16 protein-coding genes are annotated in these 17,850 nt (G+C 72.4%); 3 read left to right on the top strand and 13 right to left on the bottom strand.

Translation table 11 applies throughout. The features are described 5' to 3' along the window. Positions 1 to 49: 49 nt before the first annotated feature. The 5 genes from ABWI04_RS02670 to ABWI04_RS02650 all read right to left on the bottom strand — a co-directional run bounded on the left by ABWI04_RS02670 (position 50) and on the right by ABWI04_RS02650 (position 6,667). A complete protein-coding gene (locus tag ABWI04_RS02670) occupies positions 50 to 943 on the bottom strand; it encodes an ABC transporter permease (protein WP_345172260.1) in 894 nt (297 codons plus the stop codon). 20 nt (positions 944 to 963) lie between these two features. Further along, on the bottom strand, positions 964 to 1,914 hold the full coding sequence (locus ABWI04_RS02665) for an ABC transporter permease (RefSeq protein WP_345172258.1): 951 nt from the start codon (positions 1,912 to 1,914) through the stop codon (positions 964 to 966). A gap of 64 nt (positions 1,915 to 1,978) precedes the next feature. Continuing rightward, on the bottom strand, positions 1,979 to 4,075 hold the full coding sequence (locus ABWI04_RS02660) for a dipeptide ABC transporter ATP-binding protein (RefSeq protein WP_353831269.1): 2,097 nt from the start codon (positions 4,073 to 4,075) through the stop codon (positions 1,979 to 1,981). 166 nt (positions 4,076 to 4,241) lie between these two features. Beyond that, positions 4,242 to 5,285, bottom strand: coding sequence for a dipeptidase (locus ABWI04_RS02655; RefSeq protein ID WP_353831268.1), 1,044 nt, complete (start codon positions 5,283 to 5,285; stop codon positions 4,242 to 4,244). After that, on the bottom strand, positions 5,282 to 6,667 hold the full coding sequence (locus tag ABWI04_RS02650) for a serine hydrolase domain-containing protein (protein ID WP_353831267.1): 1,386 nt from the start codon (positions 6,665 to 6,667) through the stop codon (positions 5,282 to 5,284). The genes ABWI04_RS02655 and ABWI04_RS02650 overlap by 4 nt, the downstream gene beginning before the upstream one ends. Positions 6,668 to 6,929: 262 nt before the next feature. Here ABWI04_RS02650 and ABWI04_RS02645 point away from each other — a divergent pair, with 262 nt between their 5' ends. After that, positions 6,930 to 7,325, top strand: coding sequence for a rhodanese-like domain-containing protein (locus ABWI04_RS02645; RefSeq protein WP_345172249.1), 396 nt, complete (start codon positions 6,930 to 6,932; stop codon positions 7,323 to 7,325). After that, positions 7,322 to 7,930, top strand: coding sequence for a carboxymuconolactone decarboxylase family protein (locus tag ABWI04_RS02640; protein ID WP_353831266.1), 609 nt, complete (start codon positions 7,322 to 7,324; stop codon positions 7,928 to 7,930). Before ABWI04_RS02645 ends, ABWI04_RS02640 begins: the two co-directional genes overlap by 4 nt. A gap of 9 nt (positions 7,931 to 7,939) precedes the next feature. Here ABWI04_RS02640 and ABWI04_RS02635 read toward each other — a convergent pair whose 3' ends face one another. From ABWI04_RS02635 to ABWI04_RS02605, 7 genes are all read right to left on the bottom strand, one after another. Further along, complete coding sequence (locus tag ABWI04_RS02635) at positions 7,940 to 10,432, bottom strand: ATP-binding protein (protein WP_353831265.1); 2,493 nt, start codon at positions 10,430 to 10,432, stop codon at positions 7,940 to 7,942. Positions 10,433 to 10,485: 53 nt separating this feature from the next. Continuing rightward, complete coding sequence (locus ABWI04_RS02630; protein ID WP_345172243.1) at positions 10,486 to 11,475, bottom strand: M24 family metallopeptidase; 990 nt, start codon at positions 11,473 to 11,475, stop codon at positions 10,486 to 10,488. Beyond that, positions 11,472 to 12,419 (bottom strand): ABC transporter ATP-binding protein, encoded by a 948-nt coding sequence (locus ABWI04_RS02625; protein ID WP_353831264.1) that lies wholly within the window; start codon positions 12,417 to 12,419, stop codon positions 11,472 to 11,474. Before ABWI04_RS02625 ends, ABWI04_RS02630 begins: the two co-directional genes overlap by 4 nt. Next, on the bottom strand, positions 12,416 to 13,192 hold the full coding sequence (locus ABWI04_RS02620) for an ABC transporter ATP-binding protein (RefSeq protein WP_353831263.1): 777 nt from the start codon (positions 13,190 to 13,192) through the stop codon (positions 12,416 to 12,418). The genes ABWI04_RS02625 and ABWI04_RS02620 overlap by 4 nt, the downstream gene beginning before the upstream one ends. Beyond that, positions 13,189 to 14,034, bottom strand: a complete 846-nt coding sequence (locus tag ABWI04_RS02615; RefSeq protein WP_345172237.1) for an ABC transporter permease — start codon at positions 14,032 to 14,034, stop codon at positions 13,189 to 13,191. Before ABWI04_RS02615 ends, ABWI04_RS02620 begins: the two co-directional genes overlap by 4 nt. Beyond that, on the bottom strand, positions 14,031 to 15,041 hold the full coding sequence (locus ABWI04_RS02610; protein ID WP_345172235.1) for an ABC transporter permease: 1,011 nt from the start codon (positions 15,039 to 15,041) through the stop codon (positions 14,031 to 14,033). The genes ABWI04_RS02615 and ABWI04_RS02610 overlap by 4 nt, the downstream gene beginning before the upstream one ends. An 80-nt stretch (positions 15,042 to 15,121) precedes the next feature. Next, the gene (locus ABWI04_RS02605) at positions 15,122 to 16,708 is read right to left on the bottom strand and encodes an ABC transporter substrate-binding protein (protein ID WP_345172234.1); all 1,587 of its coding nucleotides are present in this window, start codon (positions 16,706 to 16,708) and stop codon (positions 15,122 to 15,124) included. A 130-nt stretch (positions 16,709 to 16,838) separates the two neighbouring features. On the opposite strand from ABWI04_RS02605, the gene ABWI04_RS02600 reads away from it, so the two are divergent. After that, the gene (locus ABWI04_RS02600; RefSeq protein ID WP_345172233.1) at positions 16,839 to 17,459 is read left to right on the top strand and encodes an Lrp/AsnC family transcriptional regulator; all 621 of its coding nucleotides are present in this window, start codon (positions 16,839 to 16,841) and stop codon (positions 17,457 to 17,459) included. Here ABWI04_RS02600 and ABWI04_RS02595 read toward each other — a convergent pair. Continuing rightward, the gene (locus ABWI04_RS02595; RefSeq protein ID WP_502913113.1) at positions 17,443 to 17,811 is read right to left on the bottom strand and encodes an avidin-fold protein; all 369 of its coding nucleotides are present in this window, start codon (positions 17,809 to 17,811) and stop codon (positions 17,443 to 17,445) included. The genes ABWI04_RS02600 and ABWI04_RS02595 overlap by 17 nt on opposite strands. Positions 17,812 to 17,850 lie beyond the last annotated feature (39 nt).

Raw genomic sequence — 17,850 nt, 5'->3', positions numbered from 1 at the left:
TCCGTCGCGGCGCACAGATCGGGCTTCACGCCGTCCTTCACGCCGTCTTTCAGTCGGTCCTTTTCCCGACCGCATTGCGAAGCGCGTCCGCGAGCAGGTTGAGCGCCAGCACCGTGAGGACGATGCAGCCGCCGACGGGGTAGATCAGCCACCAGTAGCCGGCGGAGATGTAGGTGACGCCGCTGGCGAGCTGGCTGCCCCAGTCCGCGGTGGGATAGGTCAGGCCGAAGCCCAGGAATCCCAGGGCGGCGACGACGAGGATCGCGTCGGCGACCTGGAAGGTGATGTTGACGATGATCACGCCGAGCGCGTTCGGGACCAGATGCGTGAGGATCAGCCGCCGGCGGGACGAGCCCATCACCTGTGCTGCCAGAACGAACTCCCGCACCCGCAGCGTCAGGACCTCCCCGCGGACCAGGCGGGCCGAGATGAGCCAGGAGAACCCTCCGATGACCAGGCTCAGCGACAGGGCGTTCGCATGGAACCGGGCCGACAGGATCAGCACGAAGAACAGGAAGGGCACCGACAGCATGACGTCGACCAGCCGCATCAGGAACCCGTCGACCACTCCCCCGGCGAGTCCGGCGACGGCGCCGTAGACGGTGCCGATCGTGGTCGCGAAGATCGCGGCGAGCAGCCCGATCTGCAGGGACACCCGGCCGCCCTCCATCAGCCGTCCGAGCACGTCGAACCCGTTGGTGTCCGTCCCGAGCGGATGTCCCGGGCCGGGGGGCAGGGCCGCGTTGACCAGGTCCACGGTGGTCTGGTCGGTGGGGTGGAACAGGGGGCCGAGGAAGCAGAGCCCGGCGAGGAGCACCAGGAGCAGCCCGCCGGTGAGACCGAGCGGGTTCCGTCGCAGCCGGCGCAGCACCGACCGCATCGAGACCGGGGTCCCCGCCGTCGTGCTCTCGGGCTCTGTCGCGGCGTCCGTCGCAGTGGTCATGGCGTCCACGTCTCGTGAGGTCACTTTCTCAGCTCGATCCGCCGGTCGGCCGCCGCGACCACGAGGTCGGCGACGAAGTTGCCGGCCACGGTCAGGACGCCGCCGATGAGGGTGTAGGCGAGGAGCACCGGGTAGTCCTCGCGTTGCAGGCTGTTGAGGAACAGCAGGCCGAGGCCGGGGTAGTTGAAGAGCGACTCGACGATCAGGTTGCCCGCCAGGAGCGCGGGGACGAGCGTGCCGACCAGCGTGATCAGCGGCAGGCAGGCGTTGCGCAGCAGATGGCGCGTCAGGATCAATCGCTCGGGGAGTCCCTTGGCCCGCGCGACCCTGATGTAGTCCTGGCCGAGCTGGTCCAGGGCCGAGGAGCGCTGGTACTGGGAGAAGATCGCGACGCTGGTGGCGGCGAGCGTGATGACGGGAAGCGCCATGGCCCGCGGATCGGTGAACACCACCCAGGGGGAGTGCGACTGGGACGCCTCGGCCGGGAAGACGGGCAGGGACTGGCTGAAGACGGCGATCAGCATCAGCCCGAGCAGGAACGACGGCGTCGCGTACAGCACGTACGACGCCGCCGTGGCGACCCGGTCGATGACGCCGTTGCGCCTGACGGCCTGCAGGATGCCGAGCGGGACGGCGATCAGGAGCGCGAGGACGAGGCCGGCCAGCGAGAGCATCGCGCTGCGGCCGACGTTCCGCTGCAGCAGGGTCCCGACGTCCGCGTTCAGCTTGTACGACCTCCCCAGGTCTCCGTGCAGGAGCTGACCGAGGTAGCTGAGGTACTGCATGACGACCGGGCGGTCGAACCCGTGCGACCGGTTGAAGTCCGCCACCGCCTCGGGCGAGGCGCGCTGGCCCAGGACGACGCGCCCCGGGCTGTCGGAGACGAGGTGCAGGAGGAAGAACACGACCGCGGAGATCCCGAGCAGGACGAGGAGCGAGATCGCCACGCGCCGGACCACGTACCAAGTCATCTGTGCGAATCCCCTTTCGGCGAGGTCTGCGAGCGCGTCTCCGCTGGTGCGTACCGGTGACGGATCATCGGGTCGTCAGCTCCGCGGGCTGCTGCAACGGGTGGTGGCAGGCGACCTGGTGCGTGTCGGTGACCGGCTCCAGGAGGGGCTCCGTCTCCGCGCACAGATCGGTCGCCAGCGCGCACCGGGTGCGGAACCGGCAGCCGCTCGGCGGGTCGATGGGGCTCGGCGGCTCGCCGCGCGCCCGCGCGCCCGCAGGCGCTCCTGGAGGCGCCTCCGGGTGCGCCTCCAGGACCGCCGCGAGCAGCCCCGCGGTGTAGGGATGCGCGGCGGCGCCGTACACCTCCTCGGTGGTCCCGGTCTCGACCAGCTTGCCCAGGTACATGACTCCGACCCGGTCGGCCAGGTACCGCACGACCGCGAGGTCATGGGAGATCACCACGCTGCTGAGCCCGCGCTCGATCTGGACGCGGCGCATGAGGTTGAGGACCTGGGAGCGGATGGAGACGTCCAGCGCGCTGACCGGCTCGTCGGCGACGAGCACCTTCGGGTCCAGGGCGAGCGCGCGGGCCAGGCCCACGCGCTGCCGTTGCCCGCCGGAGAGTTCGTGGGGGTAGCGCTCCATGACGCTCGCGGGCAGGCCCACGTCGCGCAGCAGCTCGCGAGCGCGAGCGGTCCTCTCGGCGCGCCTGCCGACGCCCTGGATCGCCAGGGGTTCGCGCAGGATCCTGCCGATGCGCATCCGGGGGTCGAGGGAGGCGTTCGAGTCCTGGAACATCATCTGCAGCTGGGTGCGGCGCGGTCCGAGGGCCCGTGCGCTCAGCCCGGTGACCGGTTCGCCATCGAAGATCACCTCACCGGAGGTGGGCCGGTCCAGGGCCACGAGCATCCTGCCCAGGGAGGACTTGCCGCAGCCCGACTCTCCGACGAGGCCGAACGTCTCGCCCACCGCCACGTCGAAGCTCACGCCGGAGACCGCCTTCACGGTCCGGCGGCCGCCGAAGAGACCGCCGCCGCCCGCCGGGTGCTCGCGCCTCAGGTCGATGACGCGCAGCCGCGGCGCGGCCCCCGGCTCGGGGAGGGACTCCGGCGGAGCGGCGAACCGGGCGCGGACCCTGGCCGCCGGACCGGAGGGCGGATGCCAGCACGCATGGGCATGGCCGTCCTCCTCCACCGACGGCGCCGGCCGCTCCTCGCGGCAGCGGTCCGTCGCGGCGTCACAGCGCGGCGCGAAGGGGCAGCCCGCCTGGGCCGCGGTCAGGTCCGGCGGCGCGCCCGCGATGCTGAACAGCTCTTCCCGCCGGTCCTGGGTCAGCGAGGGGATCGAGGACAGCAGCGCGTGCGTGTAGCGATGCCGCGTCCGCCGGAAGAGCGCGCGGGTCGGCCCGGACTCGGCCATGCGCCCGCCGTACATCACCCCGACGCGGTCGGCGTGCCGGGCGATCACCCCCATGTCGTGCGTGATGAGGATCATCGACATGCCCAGCCGGGACCTGAGGTCGTCGAGGAGATCGAGGATCTCCGCCTGGATCGTGACGTCGAGCGCCGTCGTCGGCTCGTCGGCGATGACGACCCGCGGCTCGCAGACCAGCGCCATCGCGATCATCACGCGTTGCCGCATGCCGCCCGAGAGCCGGTGCGGATGGTCGTCCATCAGCTCGGCCGGCCGCGGCAGCCCGACCAGGGCGAGCATCTCCTCGGCCCTCCCGCGCGCGGCCCGCTTCGACGCGCCGTGGTGCAGGCGCACCGGTTCGGCGACCTGCTCCCCGATGCGCCGGGTCGGGTTCAACGCGGTCATCGAGTCCTGGAACACCATCGCGACGTCGTTGCCGCGAACGGCCCGGTACCGCGCCGCGGGAAGCCCGACGAGCTCCTCGCCGCCCAGGTCGATCGACCCGCTGGTCACCCGGCCCCCCGGGGGCAGCATGCCCATGACCGCGAGACCGGTCATGGACTTGCCGGACCCGGTCTCGCCGACGATCCCCAGGGTCTCCCCGCGGTTCAGGACCAGGTCGACGTCCGAGACGGGCCGGACGACCCTTTCGCCGCGCCGGATCTCGACCGACAGATCCCGGATCGTCAGTACGCGATCGGCGTTCGCGGGCCCACGCGCGTTCTCGGAGCCATCGGTCGTGTGCGCGGCAGCGCTCTCCTTAGCCACCCGACGATACTGGGACGCAAACCCCTGGCGGCGTTTGTAGCGCGCATCGAACATTCAGGCCCGCGTTCGTCCGTCCGCACGAACTGACCACCGCCGTGAGGGCGGCTGGGAGCATACGGAACCGACCGAGCCGGACGCATCGGCATGCGCCCTCCACGCACAGGGCTCAGGCGGTGGCGACGGCGGCGGGCCGGCCGAGCTCGGTTCGCAGCAGCCGCCGCACGTTCTCGCCGAGGACCGCGACGATGGCGTCCTCCGGCCAGCCACGGCGTTGCAGTGCCTCGGTGACCAGCGGCATCCCCGCCGGCCCCTCCAGGCCGGGCAGGTACGCGTCGGCGGGCACCCCCTCGACGAAGGCGCGCTCGCAGCACGGTGGAGTGGTGTCGGCGAGCACCTCCTTGACGAAGTCGGGGCCGAGGCCGACGTGCTCGACGCCGGCCACGCCGGCGACGTGCTCCAGGTGGTCGATCAACCGGTCGATCGAGTGGTCGTCCTCGTGGAGGAACGGAGCGAAGAAGTTGACGCACACGAGGCCGCCGCCCGCGGCGATGCCCCGGATCTGCTCGTCCGTGAGGTTGCGGTGGTGGTCGAGGAGCGCCCGCGCGGAGGAGTGCGTCGCGATCACCGGCCGCGAGGCCAGCTCCAGGACGTGCCCGACGCCGGCGGCGCCGAGGTGGCTGACGTCGAAGAGCATGCCGATGCGCTCCATCTCGGCCAAGGCCGCGACCCCGGCGCGGGTGAGCCGGCCACCGGTCCGGTCCTCCCCGCTGCCGTCGGCCAGTGCCGTGCGGCCGAAGTGCGCCAGGGACGCGATCCTGACGCCCAGCCGGAACAGGGTCTCCAGCAGCTCGACGTCCTCGCCCACGCCGGGAGCGCTCTCCAGCGCCAGGATCAGGGCGATCCGGTCCTCCGCGAGGACGCCGTCGACCTGCGCGCCGTCGCGGCACAACGCGACCTCGTCGCTGTTTCCGGCCGCGAGCCGGTGCGCAGCCTCGATCATGCGGAGCGTCCGGCGCAGCGCGCCCTCGGGGCGGAACGGGTCCTCGATGAACACCGGCAGCGTCACCAGGTTCACCCCGCCGGACCGCAACTGCGGCAGCCAGCGCTCCCGGAAGAACTCCGCCCAGCGGTCGACCGGCCTGGCGACCACCGCGCAGAGCAGGTCGTTGTGCATGTCGGCGACGAAAGCGCGCCGGTGCAGGCCGTTCACGCCGGCACGCGCCTGTCGGCTCGGCCGTTGTGCAGATACATCGCGTGCCCCGTGCCGTCGTCGCCGAGGAAGGCGAGCGGGGCGCGGACGCCGCGCTCGGGCTCGACCGGGAGCAGCGCATCGCCGCGCCAGGCGACCAGTTCCGTCCGGTACGGCGCGTCGTCCAGCTCGGCGGTGATCCCGGTGGGGACGCGCTCCAACCAGAGCCGCCCCTCCTCGTCCTGGCTCACCGTGGTCTCACTTGTGCTCGACGTGTAGGTGCCGACGTAGCGGGACGCGTCCAGCGGAGGCGCGGATGGATCGGGCGTCGGCTGCCCCGGCGGTTCGACACCGCCGAGCTCCCGGAGCACACGACCCGCGATCTCGGTGTACACCCGCCGCGGCGAGCCGCCGTTGGTGACGATCGCCACCGCCACGTCGCGCCCCGGCACCACGCGCAGGAACGCCGACTGGCCGATGGTGTTGCCGTCGTGGCCGAAGACCCGGCCGCCCGGGAGGTCGAAGAGCTCCCACCCCAGGCCCCAGGCAGTGCCCTGGTCGATGTCGGGCAGTCCGACCTGGGGCTGCTGCATGGCCCTGACGCTCGCGGGGCTCAGCACGGAGCCGCCGTCCGGGCCGAGCCCTCCGGCGAGATGCATGCGGGCGAAGGCCAGCAGGTCGCGAGGGCGCATCGCCAGCATCGACCCGGCCGGCGCGTTCGAGCGCGCCAGCGCCCAGACCCGGGCGGGCCCGAGCGGGCCACCCGGCGTCTGCTCGACGTGTCCCACCGCCGCTCGGTGAATGATCGCCTCGTAGGGGTCGTTCGCGGCGTGGGTCAGGCCCAGCGGCACGAACAGGTGCGTCCTCATGCAGGCGTCGAACGGCTTCCCCCGTACGACCTCGACGATCCGGCCGAGGACGCAGTAGGCGGCGTTGTTGTACGAGAACATCTCGCCGGGCTCGAACAGCTGCGGCACCTCGTGCAGGACGCCCAGGTACTTCTCGACGCAGTCGTCGCCCTTGCCCGTGTCGGTGAAGATGTCGCCCTCGAAACCCGCGACATGGCACATCAACTGACGCACGGTGATCCGCTCCGCCGCGCGCTCGTCGGCGATACGGAACTCGGGGAGGTAGGTCCGCACCGGAGCGTCGAGGTCCAGCCTCTCCTCGTCGACCAGCTGCATGGCCAGCGTCGCGGTCAGCACCTTCGTGATCGAGCCGATCTGGAAGAGGGAGTCGACCGTCGCCTCGACGCCGGTGGCCGTGTTCAGCACCCCGGCGGCGGCGTCGACCGTCTCGCCGCCCGCGCAGACCGCCACCGCCGCCCCGGGCACCCGGTTCTCGGCGAGCAGGTCCGCCAACCGGTGTCGCAGCCACGCACCGATCTCGTCCAGTTTCGACACTGGTGTCCTCCCCGCTCGACTCCGGACGAGCATAGGGCCGGCGGGACTGGCGCTCTTCGTTCGCCGCCACCACGAGCGGCGCACCGGTTCGTGGGCACGGCCAAGCCCCCTGCGAGCCCCGGAGCAGAACAATGGCCGGAAAGGGCGGGGTGCGGGCTTGGCGGCCTCCCCGGACGCCGTCTCCGTACTGAGCACGGATGTGCGTTCTGCCGGGGCCCTGTCGGATGGGAGGCAAGGACACCCGAGAGTTCGAGGTGAGGCAATGAGCAGTTCCGTCCGGCAGCTGGTGACCCGCGCACGAGACGAGGTGCGCAACATGTCGGTGCCGGAGGTCGCCGACGCGCTGGAAGGCGGCGGGGTGACGCTGGTCGATCTCCGCGAGCCCGACGAGGTCCGGCGCGAGGGCGCCATCCCGGGCGCGGTTCCGGCGCCCCGCGGAATGCTGGAGTTCTGGGCGGACCCCGCCAGCCCGTACCACCGCGAGGAGTTCGTCCCCTCCGCGCGGACGATCCTCTACTGCGCCTCCGGCGGCAGGTCGGCGCTGGCCGCGCAGACGCTGCAGGAGCTCGGCTACACCGACGTCGCGCATCTCGACGGCGGGCTGGCCGCCTGGAAGGAGCAGGGCCGGCCGGTCACCTTCGAGGCGGGACAGCGGTGAACGCGGCCGGCTTCCTCGCCGCCCCTCCCCTGACCGACGAGGCGCTGCGCATGTTCGACGAGGACATCGCCGACACCGGCCACGTCATGAACAACTCCAGGCTGTGGGCCCACCGGCCCCGTCTCGCCGCCGGGCTCTCCGAGCTGCTGGGGGCGGCCGGCGCGGCAGCCGGGCTCGACTTCCGCGCACGCGGCGTCCTCATCGCCGCGTGCGCCTCTGCCGCCGGCGACTCCTACTGCGCGCTGGCCTGGGGCTCCCGGCTGGCGGAGGCGAGCGACGCGGACACGGCCGCCGCCGTGCTCCGCGGTGCCGACACCGGGCTGACCGCCCGGGAACGGGCCTTGGCCGGTTGGGCGCGGAAGGTCGCCCGCAGGCCCCACGGCACCGTCGCGGAAGACGTCCAGGAGTTGCGCGACGCCGGCTGGGACGATGCCCAGATATTCGCGATCACGGTGTTGGCGGCCTTGCGCATCGCGTTCTCCGCCGTCAACGGCGCGCTCGGCGCACGTCCGGACGCCGCCTTCCACGCCACCGCTCCCCCGGCCGTCCTCGACGCCGTGGACTATGGCCGTCCGATCGAGGACGAGACCTCGAAGCTCGGCTGACCGGAGCGTTCACAGCGAGCGCAGCGCGGTGAGCGGGGTGCTCCGGCCGGTGGCGAGGGCCATGGCGAAGCCGTCGGGCCCGAGGCGTTCGCGGAGGGCGGCCCGGAGCGGCGGCTCCCGGCTTTCGAGAGGCGCCGGGACGAGGTTCTCGACGGCGCCCAGCAGGACCGCGGCGCGGTCGGGCCGCCCGGTCGCGTGGTCGGCTCCGGCGAGCAGGAGCAGGCTCGTCACGAGCACGTTCCGGTCGCCGAGACCGACGGCGATCTCCAGGGCCTCGGCGAGGCGCCGCCGGGCCCGCCGGTGGTCTCCGGCGGCCGCCGCGGCGCCGCCGAGGCCGTGGAGGCACCGTGCCGCGCAGCGCAGGTCGCCGATCTGACGGAACTCGGAGAGCAACCGGACGAACCGGGGTTCGGCGGCGGCGTGGTCCTCGCGCGCCTGGTCAAGGCGGGCGAGCGCGACCTCGGCGTGCAGGCGCTCGTGCTCGTTGCCGCTGGTCCCGGCCAGCCGGCCGGCCTCGGCCAGCCAGGTCGCGGCCTCGTCGAGACGGACGCGGTCCTCGATCGCGACATTGGCCATGTGGAAGAGGCAGTTGGAGCGCTTGACCGGGTTGTGGAGGCGATCGAAGAGGTCGGCGGCATCCGCCAGCCGGGCCAGGGCGGCCGGGGCGTCCGGCACGGACAGCCCGAGGCGGAACAGCGCCAGCGCGCGATGCCAGTCGTCGCCCAGCCGCTCGAAAAGGGAGACGGCCCGTTCGAGGACCCCGACCTCGCTGCCCCGCGCCACCACCGCCGCCCTCGCCGTCCAGCCGAGGGCGAGCAGGGCCAGCGCCCGGTCCTGCGCCGGGGCGCTCCCGACACGCTCATACGCCTGCTCGGCGAACCCCCGCGCCCGTTCGGTGTCCTGGTAGTCGAACAGGATCGCGCAGGTGATCGCGGCTCGGACGCCCAGCGAGCCTCGCGGAAGGGGATGTGCGAGCAGCGTGTCGAGCCAGTCGAAGAGCTCGCCGCGGGCGCCGAGCACCTCCCAACCGGTGCCGATCCCGGCGAGGAACTCCCACGCGAGCGTCGTGTCCTGCCGCTGGAGAGCCCATCGCATCCCGGCCCGCAGGTCCGCCCAGTGGCGCCCGAACCAGCGGAGCGCGGCGGCCTGGTCGCGCCCGCAGAGGTCGGTCAGCGCGGCCACCCCCTGCCCCAGGTGGTGCCGGGCGTGCTGTTCCCGTGCCCGATCGGCCGTCCCGCTCGCCTTGAGTCGCCGGAGCGCGAACTGGCGGACGCTGTCGAGCAGGCAGTACTCGGTCCTCTCGTCCTGCCGCCGGCGCGAGATCAACGAGCGGTCCAGGAGGCGCGGGAAGACCTGGACGAGGGCGGCCCCGCTCAGCGGCGGGTAGCCGAGGATCCGGGTCGCGGTGTCATAGTCGAACGTGGCCGGAAACACCGAGCAGCGTTCGAACAGCACCCGCTCCTCGCCGCTCAGGAGCTCGTAGCTCCAGTTCAGCGCCTCCTCCAGGGTGCGGTGCCGGGCCGGTGCCCCGCGCGCCCCGTCGGTCAGCAGCGCGAACCGGTCGTCGAGCCGGGCCCGCAGCTCCGCCGCGGAGAACACGCGGGTCCGGGCGGCCGCGAGCTCGATCGCCAGCGGCAGGCCGTCCAGCCGGCGGCAGATCACCGCCACGTGCCGGGCGTTCTCCGAGGTGACCTCGAAACCGGGGGACACCGCGGCGGCGCGGTCGGCGAACAGCCGCGCGGACGCCGCGCTCAGCACGGCCGCCGGGTCGTCGCCCTCTTCGGGGACCGGCAGCGGTGGGATCTCGTACACGACCTCCCCCGCCACCCGCAGCGGCCCGTGGCTGGTGGCCAGCACGTGAAGGCCGCGGGTGGTGGCCAGCAGATCCGCGAGCAACGCCGCCGCGCCCTCGGCCACGTGCTCGCAGTTGTCGACGAGGAGCCAGTGCCGCCCCTTCGCGAGCGCGGCACGGATCTGGGCGCGCGAGCCGTCGCCCTCCCCGGCGAGGAGTCCGAGCGCGTCGGCGAACTCCCGTTCCGCGCTCCGGCCGGGCGCGGCTCGGGCGAAGTCGACCAGGACCGCGGGCGGCAGTGCGGTGGCCAGGTCCGCCAGCCGCAGCGCGAGCCGGGTCTTGCCGGTCCCGGCGGGCCCCGTCAGCGTCAGCAGCCGGTGGGAGCCGACGAGCCGGCGCAGGTCGTCGATCTCCCGGTCCCGTCCGACGAACGAGGACAGCGGCCTGGGCAGGGCGGCGGCGTCCCGGAGCGCCTTCAGCCGCTCCGCCGCCTCGACCAGGATCAGCCGGTTCGGCGAGGCTCGCCGGTCCGGGCCGCCGAGCTTGCGGAGGAGGGCCGACACGTGGCTCTCCACGGTCCGCTCCGACACGTGCAGGACGTCGGCGATCTCCTGGTTGTGCAGGCGGTCCCCGACGAGCCAGAAGATCTCCAGCTCGCGGGGCGTCACCCCCGCCGCCCGCAGCTCGTCCGGAAAGACGTCCGATCCCACCCTTGGAGTATCCCGTCATCGGCGGACGAGTCCACCCGGGGATCACGGCACGTTCAGCGGTCGGTGACGATGAGCAGGCGCGGGCTCTGGTTCAGGCGGCGGGCTCCGACGTCGGTGCAGACGACGACGTCCTCGATCCGCGCGCCGTACAGTCCCGGAAGGTAGATGGCGGGCTGGACGGACACGGTCATGCCGGGCTCGATGACGGTCCGGTCCTCCGACGTCAGGTAGGGCGGTTCGAACTGGTCGAGCCCGACCCCGTGGCCCGTGCGATGGACGAAGAACAGCCCGTATCCGCTGGCCGCGATGGCGGCGCGGCAGACCTCGTCGATCTCGGCGGCGGTGACGCCGGGACGCACCGCCTCGCAGGCGGCGCTGTGGACGGCGAGCACGACGGAGTACATGGCCTCGAAGTCCTCGGGCGGCTCGGCGACGACGAACATCCGGGTGATGTCGGAGCAGTAGCCCTCGTGCCGTCCCCCGATGTTGACCAGCACCGCGTCGCCCGGGTTGATCACCCGCTCGGTGGGCCGGTGGTAGGGCGCGGCGGAGTGCTCCCCCGCCGCGACCGTGACGAGCGTGACCTCGTCGTGGCCGGTCTCCAGCAGAAGCAGGCGCAGCAGCCGCGCCATCTCCCGTTCGGTGGCGCCGGACCAGCGGAGTTCGGAGGCCATCGCCACGGCGCGGTCGGCGGCGACGGCCGCGCGCTCCATGGCCGCGATCTCCGCGTCGGACTTGCGCATCCGGAGCGGGGCGATGAGCGGCTCGGCCGAGGCGAACAGGGTCTGCGGGCCCAGCCGCTCCTGGATGGACAGCAGCTCATGCGCGGGCATCTGGGGATCGATGGCGACCCGCGCGCCCACCGGGATCAGGGACGAGGCGTCGGGGACGTGCTCGGGCGGGCCGTCCGGCGTGATGACGAGGAAGCCGTGCGGCGCCGGGCCGGCCAGGTACCGCAGGTTCGAGGAGGGCCGCAGGACGAGCACGTCCACGCCGTGCTCGATCATGCGGGCCCGCACCCGCTCCACGCGATCGTCGCTCATTCCGGCGCCGAGTCGTAGAGCCAGCAGGCCACCCCGCGTTCCTGCACCGGCTCACGCTTCGAGCAGATCTCCATGGCGTGGGGACAACGCGGGTGAAAGCGGCACCCGGACGGCGGCGACGCCGGGTCCGGCACGTCGCCGGGCAGCTCGGCGGGGAGCGTGCCCGCCCCGTCCGGCGCGGGGATGGCGGCGAGCAGGGCCCGGGTGTAGGGGTGCTGCGGGTCGGCCCAGACCTCGGCGGTCCGGCCGATCTCGACGATCTTGCCCAGGTACATGACCGCGATCCGGTCGGCGATCATCCGGACGACCGACAGGTCGTGGCTGATGAAGAGCAGCCCCGCCCCCGACTCCACGGTCAGTGCCCGCATCAGCCCCGCGACCTGCGCCTGCGCGGAGGCGTCCAGCGCGGAGATCGGCTCGTCGCCGATCAGCAGGGAGGGCTGGGCGGCCAGGGCGCGGGCGATGGCGATGCGCTGCCGCTGCCCGCCGGAGAACTCGTGCGGGTAGCGGGCGGCCATGTCGGCCGACAGCCCGACCCGCTCCAGCAGCTCGCCCGGGGTCGGGCCGCCGCGGCGGCCGTCGGCGATCTGGCCGCCGACCCGGCGGCGCGGGTTCAGCGACGCGAACGGGTCCTGGAAGACCATCTGGATCCGGGTCAGCGCGGGGTCGCGGCGGCGCAGGCCGAGCGGCGTCACCGGGCGACCCTCGAAGCCGATGGAGCCGCCGGACGGGCGGATGATCCCGCAGATGGCGCGGGCCAGCGTGGACTTCCCGCAGCCCGACTCGCCGACGAGGCCGACGACCTCCCCGGGCGCGACGGTCAGGTCGACGCCCGCCACCGCCCGCACCGGGGGCCGGTCCGGGCTGCGGTGGTCCACCACCAGGTTCTCGACGGACAGCAGCGAGGTGTCGGGCGCCGGCTCGGCGCCGTCCGGCAGTCTCATGAGGTGCTCCGCTCCGGCAGGGCGTCCAGCAGCATTCGGGTGTACTCGTCGGCGGGCTCGCGCATGACCTGGGCGCGCGCGCCGGTCTCGACCAGCAGGCCCGCCCGCATCACGCTGATCGTGTCGGCCACCGCGGACATGACGCCGAGGTCGTGAGTGACCAGCAGGACGGCGAGCCCGAGCTCGTCGCACAGGCCGCGCAGGAGGCGCAGGACGCCGGCCTGGACGGTCACGTCGAGCGCGGTGGTCGGCTCGTCGGCGATCAGGACCTTGGGGTCGCAGGCCAGCGCGGCCGCGATCGCGATGCGCTGGCGCATGCCGCCGGAGAACTGGTGCGGGTACCGCCGGAAGGCGCCGTCGGCGTCCGGGATGCGCACCCTCGTCAGCAGTTCGACCGCGCGGCGGCGCGCCTCGGCCTTGTCCAGCTTCAGATGGTGGCGCATGTGGTCGGTGAGCTGGCGGCCGATCGTGAGCATCGGGTGCAGGCTCGTCGACTGGTCCTGGAAGACCATGCCGATCTCGCTGCCGCGCAGCGCGTTCATCTTCTTGGACGGCAGGGACAGCAGGTCGGTCCCGTCGAACAGGATCCGCCCGCCGGTGCGCGCGCCGTGCGGAAGCAGTCCCATGACCGCCAGCCCGGTCATGGTCTTCCCGGAGCCGCTCTCGCCCGCGAGCCCGTGGATCCGGCCCGGCTCCAGGGCGAGGTCGATCCCCCGGATGATCTGCCGTCCCCCCAGCTCGACGGTGAGCCCCTCGATGTTCAGCAAGGTCACAGCGCCCGCTCCTTGATCGCCCGTGCGGTCCGCGGGTCGAGTGCGTCGCGCATCGTGTCACCGAGGAAGTTGAAGGCCAGCACCACCGTCAGGATGGCGAGGCCGGGGAACACGCCGACCCACCACTTGTCGAACACGTGCGTGGCCGACGCCACCATGGAGCCCCACTCGGCGGTGGGCGGCTTGGCGCCGAGCCCCAGGAACGACAGCCCCGACAGCAGCAGGAGCTGGGTGCCGATGTCGAGGGTGGCCAGCACCAGGACGGGGCCGGTCACGTTCGGCAGCACGTCGGTGCGCAGCGAGCGCCACGCGGAGAACCCGAGCAGCCGCCCGCTGATCACGAACTCGCGGGACCGGATGCCGAGCACCAGGCCGCGGGTGACCCGGGCGTACGCGGGCCAGGACACGACGAGCACGGCCAGCACCGCGTTGCGCAGACTCGCGCCGAGCGAGGCCGCCACGGCCATCGCGAGGATGACGGTGGGGAACGCGAACACCAGGTCCGCCACCCGCATGATCGTCTCGTCCAGCCAGCGGCCGAAGTAGCCGGCGCACGCCCCCAGCAGCCCGCCGATGACGACGGACATCGCCACCAGCAGCAGCGTGAGCGGGATGGACAGGCGCGCGCCGAACAGCACCCGGCTGAGGACGTCGCGGCCGAGTTCGTCGGTGCCGAACCAGTGCGCTCCGCTCGGCGCCTGGAGCCGAGGGAACTCCTGGCTCAGCGGGTCGTGCGGCGCGAGCAGCGGCGCGGCGAGCACCACGACCAGCCATGCCGCCGCGACGACGAGGCCGACGACGGCGAGCGGCTTGCGCCACGCCTCCGGCACCCTGCGGCTCACGTGTGCCTCACTCTTGGGTCGATGACGCCGTACAGCATGTCCACCACCAGGTTGACCACCACGTAGATCACGCCCACCACGAGACCGACGCCCATCACGGCGGGCAGGTCGAGGGTGGTCGCGCTCTTGTACGCGTACTCGCCGACGCCGGGCCAGGCGTAGATCGCCTCGACGAGCACGGTGCCGGACAGCAGGCTGCCGAAGGCCAGCCCCGCGACCGTGATGACCGGCACCAGCGCGGAGCGCAGCGTGTACCGGAACAGGACGGTGCCGGCGGGCAGCCCCTTGGCCCGGGCGGCCCGCACGTAGTCCTGGCCGAGCACCTCCAGCACGGCCGACCGCGTGAACCTCGTGAGCAGGCCGATCGTGTACGCGGCGAGCACCAGCGCGGGCAGCACGAGGTGGCCGGCGGCGCTGGCGAACACGTCCCACTGGCCGGCGAGCGCGGCGTCCACCGTGTACAGGCCGGTGGTGTGCGGGGGCGGCGCCATGGCCGGGGAGAGCCTCCCGGAGCCCGGCGCCAGCCCGAACTTGTAGAAGAAGAGGTAGAAGGCCAGCAGCGCCAGCCAGAACGTCGGCACCGACACGCCCGCCAGGCTGGTCACCCGCAGGAACTGGTCCACGAACCGGTCCCGGCGCAACGCCGCGATCACTCCGAACGCGACGCCGAGCAGGAGCGACACCAGCAGCGCCGAGCCGGCCAGCTCGAACGTCGCGGGGACGAACTCCCGCAGGTCGTCGGCGACCGGCCGGTGGCTCTGCTGCGACTCGCCGAGGTCCCCGCGGACGAGGTTGCCCATGTAGGTCGCGTACTGCACGGGCAGCGGCTTGTCGAGGCCGTGCTCCTCCCGGAACTGCTGGACGATCGCCGGGTTGGCGAGCGCCTGCTGGCCGAGGTTCGCGGTGGCCGGGTCGCCGGGCACCATGTTGGTCAGGATGAAGGTGACCAGGGTGACCCCGACGGCCAGCAGTACGGAGACCGCCAGCCGCCGGGCCAGGAATCGCATCAGCGGATGCCGCGACCACCACCGGGCGCCGGGTGGCCGGCGGCCCTCGGTCGTCCGCTCGTCCGACGGGTGAGGAGACTTCATTTGCTGCCGAGCGCCGCGATCTCGAAGGTCCACACCGGGTTGACCGCGAGGCCCGTCAGCGCCCCGGCGGTGACCAGGCGCTGGCTCGGCTGCATCAGCGGCACGATCGGGCCGCGCGCGTTGAGCTGGGTCTGGATCTGGTGGTACTGGGCGAACCGGTCATCGCCGATGGTGCTCGCGGCCTTCGCGCCGGCGTCCTCCAGCGCCTTGTCCGCGCCCTTCTTCCAGCCCGCGCGCTCGCCGATCAGGCCGCCGGGCAGGAAGGCGAGGTAGTTGCTGGCGTCCGGGTAGTCCGGGCTCCACCACCACAGGCCCATCTCCTCCTTGCCGTCGCGGTAGCTCTCCAGCGCGGTCGCGATCGGCGCGGGGGCGAGGTCGACGGTGATGCCGACCTCCTTCAGGTTGGCCTGGATGCGCTCGGCCAGAGGCTGGAAGGACAGGCCGTTGAGCGTGAAGTCGCTGGGGAACTCCAGCTTGACCCTGGGGTTCGTGATCCCGCCGGCGGCGAGCGCCGCCTTGGCGCCGGCGACGTCGCGCTTGGGCGCCTGGCCCGCGGGCAGCGAGCCGTTGATCATGGACGGGACGATCCCGGCCGCCTGCACCGAGCCCTCGCCGGCGAGTTCCAGCAGCCCCGCGTAGTCCACGCCCTTGCTGACGGCCTCGGCGAACCGGGGGTTGGAGGTGATCTTGCTGACGGACGGGTTCCGGTTGGTCAGCAGGAAGAACACGTTGGCGGACGCGCCCTTGACGGTCTGCGTGCCGCCGCCGATGCCCTGGGCCTGGTCGGCCGTCAGGTCCACCGCGATCTGGCTGTCGCCGCGCTGCACGTTCAGCTTCTGCGTCTGCGACTGGACGTTGCGGAGCACGACCCGCTTGTAGACCGGCTTGGTGGCGCCCCAGTACTTGGGGTTGGCCTTGAGCACGACCTGGGTGGCGGCGTTGAAGGACTCCAGCATGTACGGGCCGGACCCGGCCGACTGGCCGTTCAGGTACTTCTCCGCCTTGTCGCCGGGGCTCGCGGCGCCGCCGTTGGCCTTGACGACCTTGGAGTTGAGGATGCCGAGCGCCGGGTTCGGCAGGATGAACGGCAGCGACGGGTTCGGCTTGGCCGACACCAGCGTGATCGTCTTGTCGTCGGTCTTCTCGACCTTCACGCCGTCGAGCAGGAACGACGGGTTGCCCTTGAGGTCGCGGACCCGGTCGAGCGAGAACACCACGTCGTCGGCGGTGACGGGGCTGCCGTCGGAGAAGACCGCGTCCTGGCGCAGCTTGAGCGTGAGCTTCTTGCCGTCCTTGGACAGCTCGAACGACTCCGCCAGCGCCGGCACCGGCGTGCTGACGTCGGAGCCCTTGAAGCTGAGCAGCGTGTCGTAGAGGGCCCGGTCGATGAGCAGGCCGGTCTGCTCGTACATCCGGCCCGGGTCCGCGGTCTTGAGGTTGAACGAGGTGTCGATGACCAGAGCCTTGCCGCCCCCGTCCGACGAGGACGTCCCGCCCCCGCCCGAGCAGGCGGTCAGGCTGAGTGCTGCGGCCACGAGGACGGGCAGCGCCGCCCGCCGTGTGGTTCCACTCGTGATCGGCATCGTGGCCTCCGGGTCTCGGTCAGGTCCGTTGTCTGCTTCTGGACGACGAAGACCGATAGTGCGAGACTTCCGGCTGAACGTCTACGAGACCACCGAAAGTCAAGATAAAGCGAGAGAAGGAGACGGATCCATGGACAGACCGTCGCACGGACCACCCTCTAAGGGGGGCGAGGCTGGACAGATCCGCACCGAACTGGACGCGATCAACCTCAGGATGCTGGAGGTGCTGCGCCAGGACGGCCGGATCTCCATCGCGGCCCTCGCCCAGCGCGTCGGGATCTCCCGGGCCAACGCCTACATGCGCTTCGAGGCGCTGCGGACCAGCGGTGTGATCAGCCGGTTCACCGTGCAGGTCGACCCGGTCCGCACCGGCCTCGGCATCTGCGCGCTGATCTTCGTCACCGTCCGGCAGCAGATGTGGCCGCAGTTCCGCGCCCAGCTCTCGCTGATGCCCGAGGTCGAGTACTGCGCGATCACCACCGGCCAGCACGACGCGATGATCCAGATCCGGGCCACCGACGTCGCCGCCGTGCACCGCCTGGTCTCCGAGCGCCTGGCCGGCATCCCGGCCGTGAAGGCCACCGAGACGGTGCTCATCCTCGACGAGGTGATCCGCCGCCCGTTCGTGCTGACGTCGGACGGCGCCCCGGCGAAGGCGCAGGCGGAGCCCGGGCCCGGCCCCGTCGCCCTCGGCCGGATGCGCTTCATCCGCGCGGACGCGGGGCGGGCCGAGCTCAAAGACCTCCCGTGACGATCTCCTCGCACACGCTGACCTGGGGCGTGTCGTCCCCGTCGAACCGGAACTCCTCCACCAGCCGGATCCGGCCGTCCCGCAGCAGCTCGATCCGGTTCGTGCTGGACCCGGCGACCGGGTCCGCGCTCTCCTTGGTCAGGTGCACGTAGTTCAGCCGGACCTCGGCTCCGCGCCGGGCCCCCACGAACCGGCCGTGGACCACGGTGTCGCCTTCGTAACTTCCCCACACCACGCCGTCGGCCTCCGTGTAGGCGAATCGCGTGGGCGCGTCAGGGTCCACGCGGCTCGCGGTGGAGCTGACCATCGCGAACCGGCGGCCATCCAGATTAAAGAGATCATTCTCGTTCACGGGCTCATCGTGCCGGGTTCCGCGGCTCGCGCAATCGCG

The organism is Actinomadura sp. NPDC000929 (assembly GCF_040492065.1).
Lineage (GTDB): Bacteria > Actinomycetota > Actinomycetes > Streptosporangiales > Streptosporangiaceae > Spirillospora > Spirillospora verrucosospora.
The sequence above is the reverse complement of the archived record's forward strand: the minus strand, read 5'-3'. Positions and strand labels throughout refer to the sequence as shown.

What these genes read in the sequence shown, in the direction of transcription:
- ABWI04_RS02670 (WP_345172260.1), bottom strand. Translation starts at nt 943, where the DNA reads ATGACCACTGCGACGGACGCCGCGACAGAGCCCGAGAGCACGACGGCG.
- ABWI04_RS02665 (WP_345172258.1), bottom strand. Translation starts at nt 1,914, where the DNA reads ATGACTTGGTACGTGGTCCGGCGCGTGGCGATCTCGCTCCTCGTCCTG.
- ABWI04_RS02645 (WP_345172249.1), top strand. Translation starts at nt 6,930, where the DNA reads ATGAGCAGTTCCGTCCGGCAGCTGGTGACCCGCGCACGAGACGAGGTG.
- ABWI04_RS02630 (WP_345172243.1), bottom strand. Translation starts at nt 11,475, where the DNA reads ATGAGCGACGATCGCGTGGAGCGGGTGCGGGCCCGCATGATCGAGCAC.
- ABWI04_RS02625 (WP_353831264.1), bottom strand. Translation starts at nt 12,419, where the DNA reads ATGAGACTGCCGGACGGCGCCGAGCCGGCGCCCGACACCTCGCTGCTG.
- ABWI04_RS02610 (WP_345172235.1), bottom strand. Translation starts at nt 15,041, where the DNA reads ATGCGATTCCTGGCCCGGCGGCTGGCGGTCTCCGTACTGCTGGCCGTC.
- ABWI04_RS02605 (WP_345172234.1), bottom strand. Translation starts at nt 16,708, where the DNA reads ATGCCGATCACGAGTGGAACCACACGGCGGGCGGCGCTGCCCGTCCTC.
- ABWI04_RS02600 (WP_345172233.1), top strand. Translation starts at nt 16,839, where the DNA reads ATGGACAGACCGTCGCACGGACCACCCTCTAAGGGGGGCGAGGCTGGA.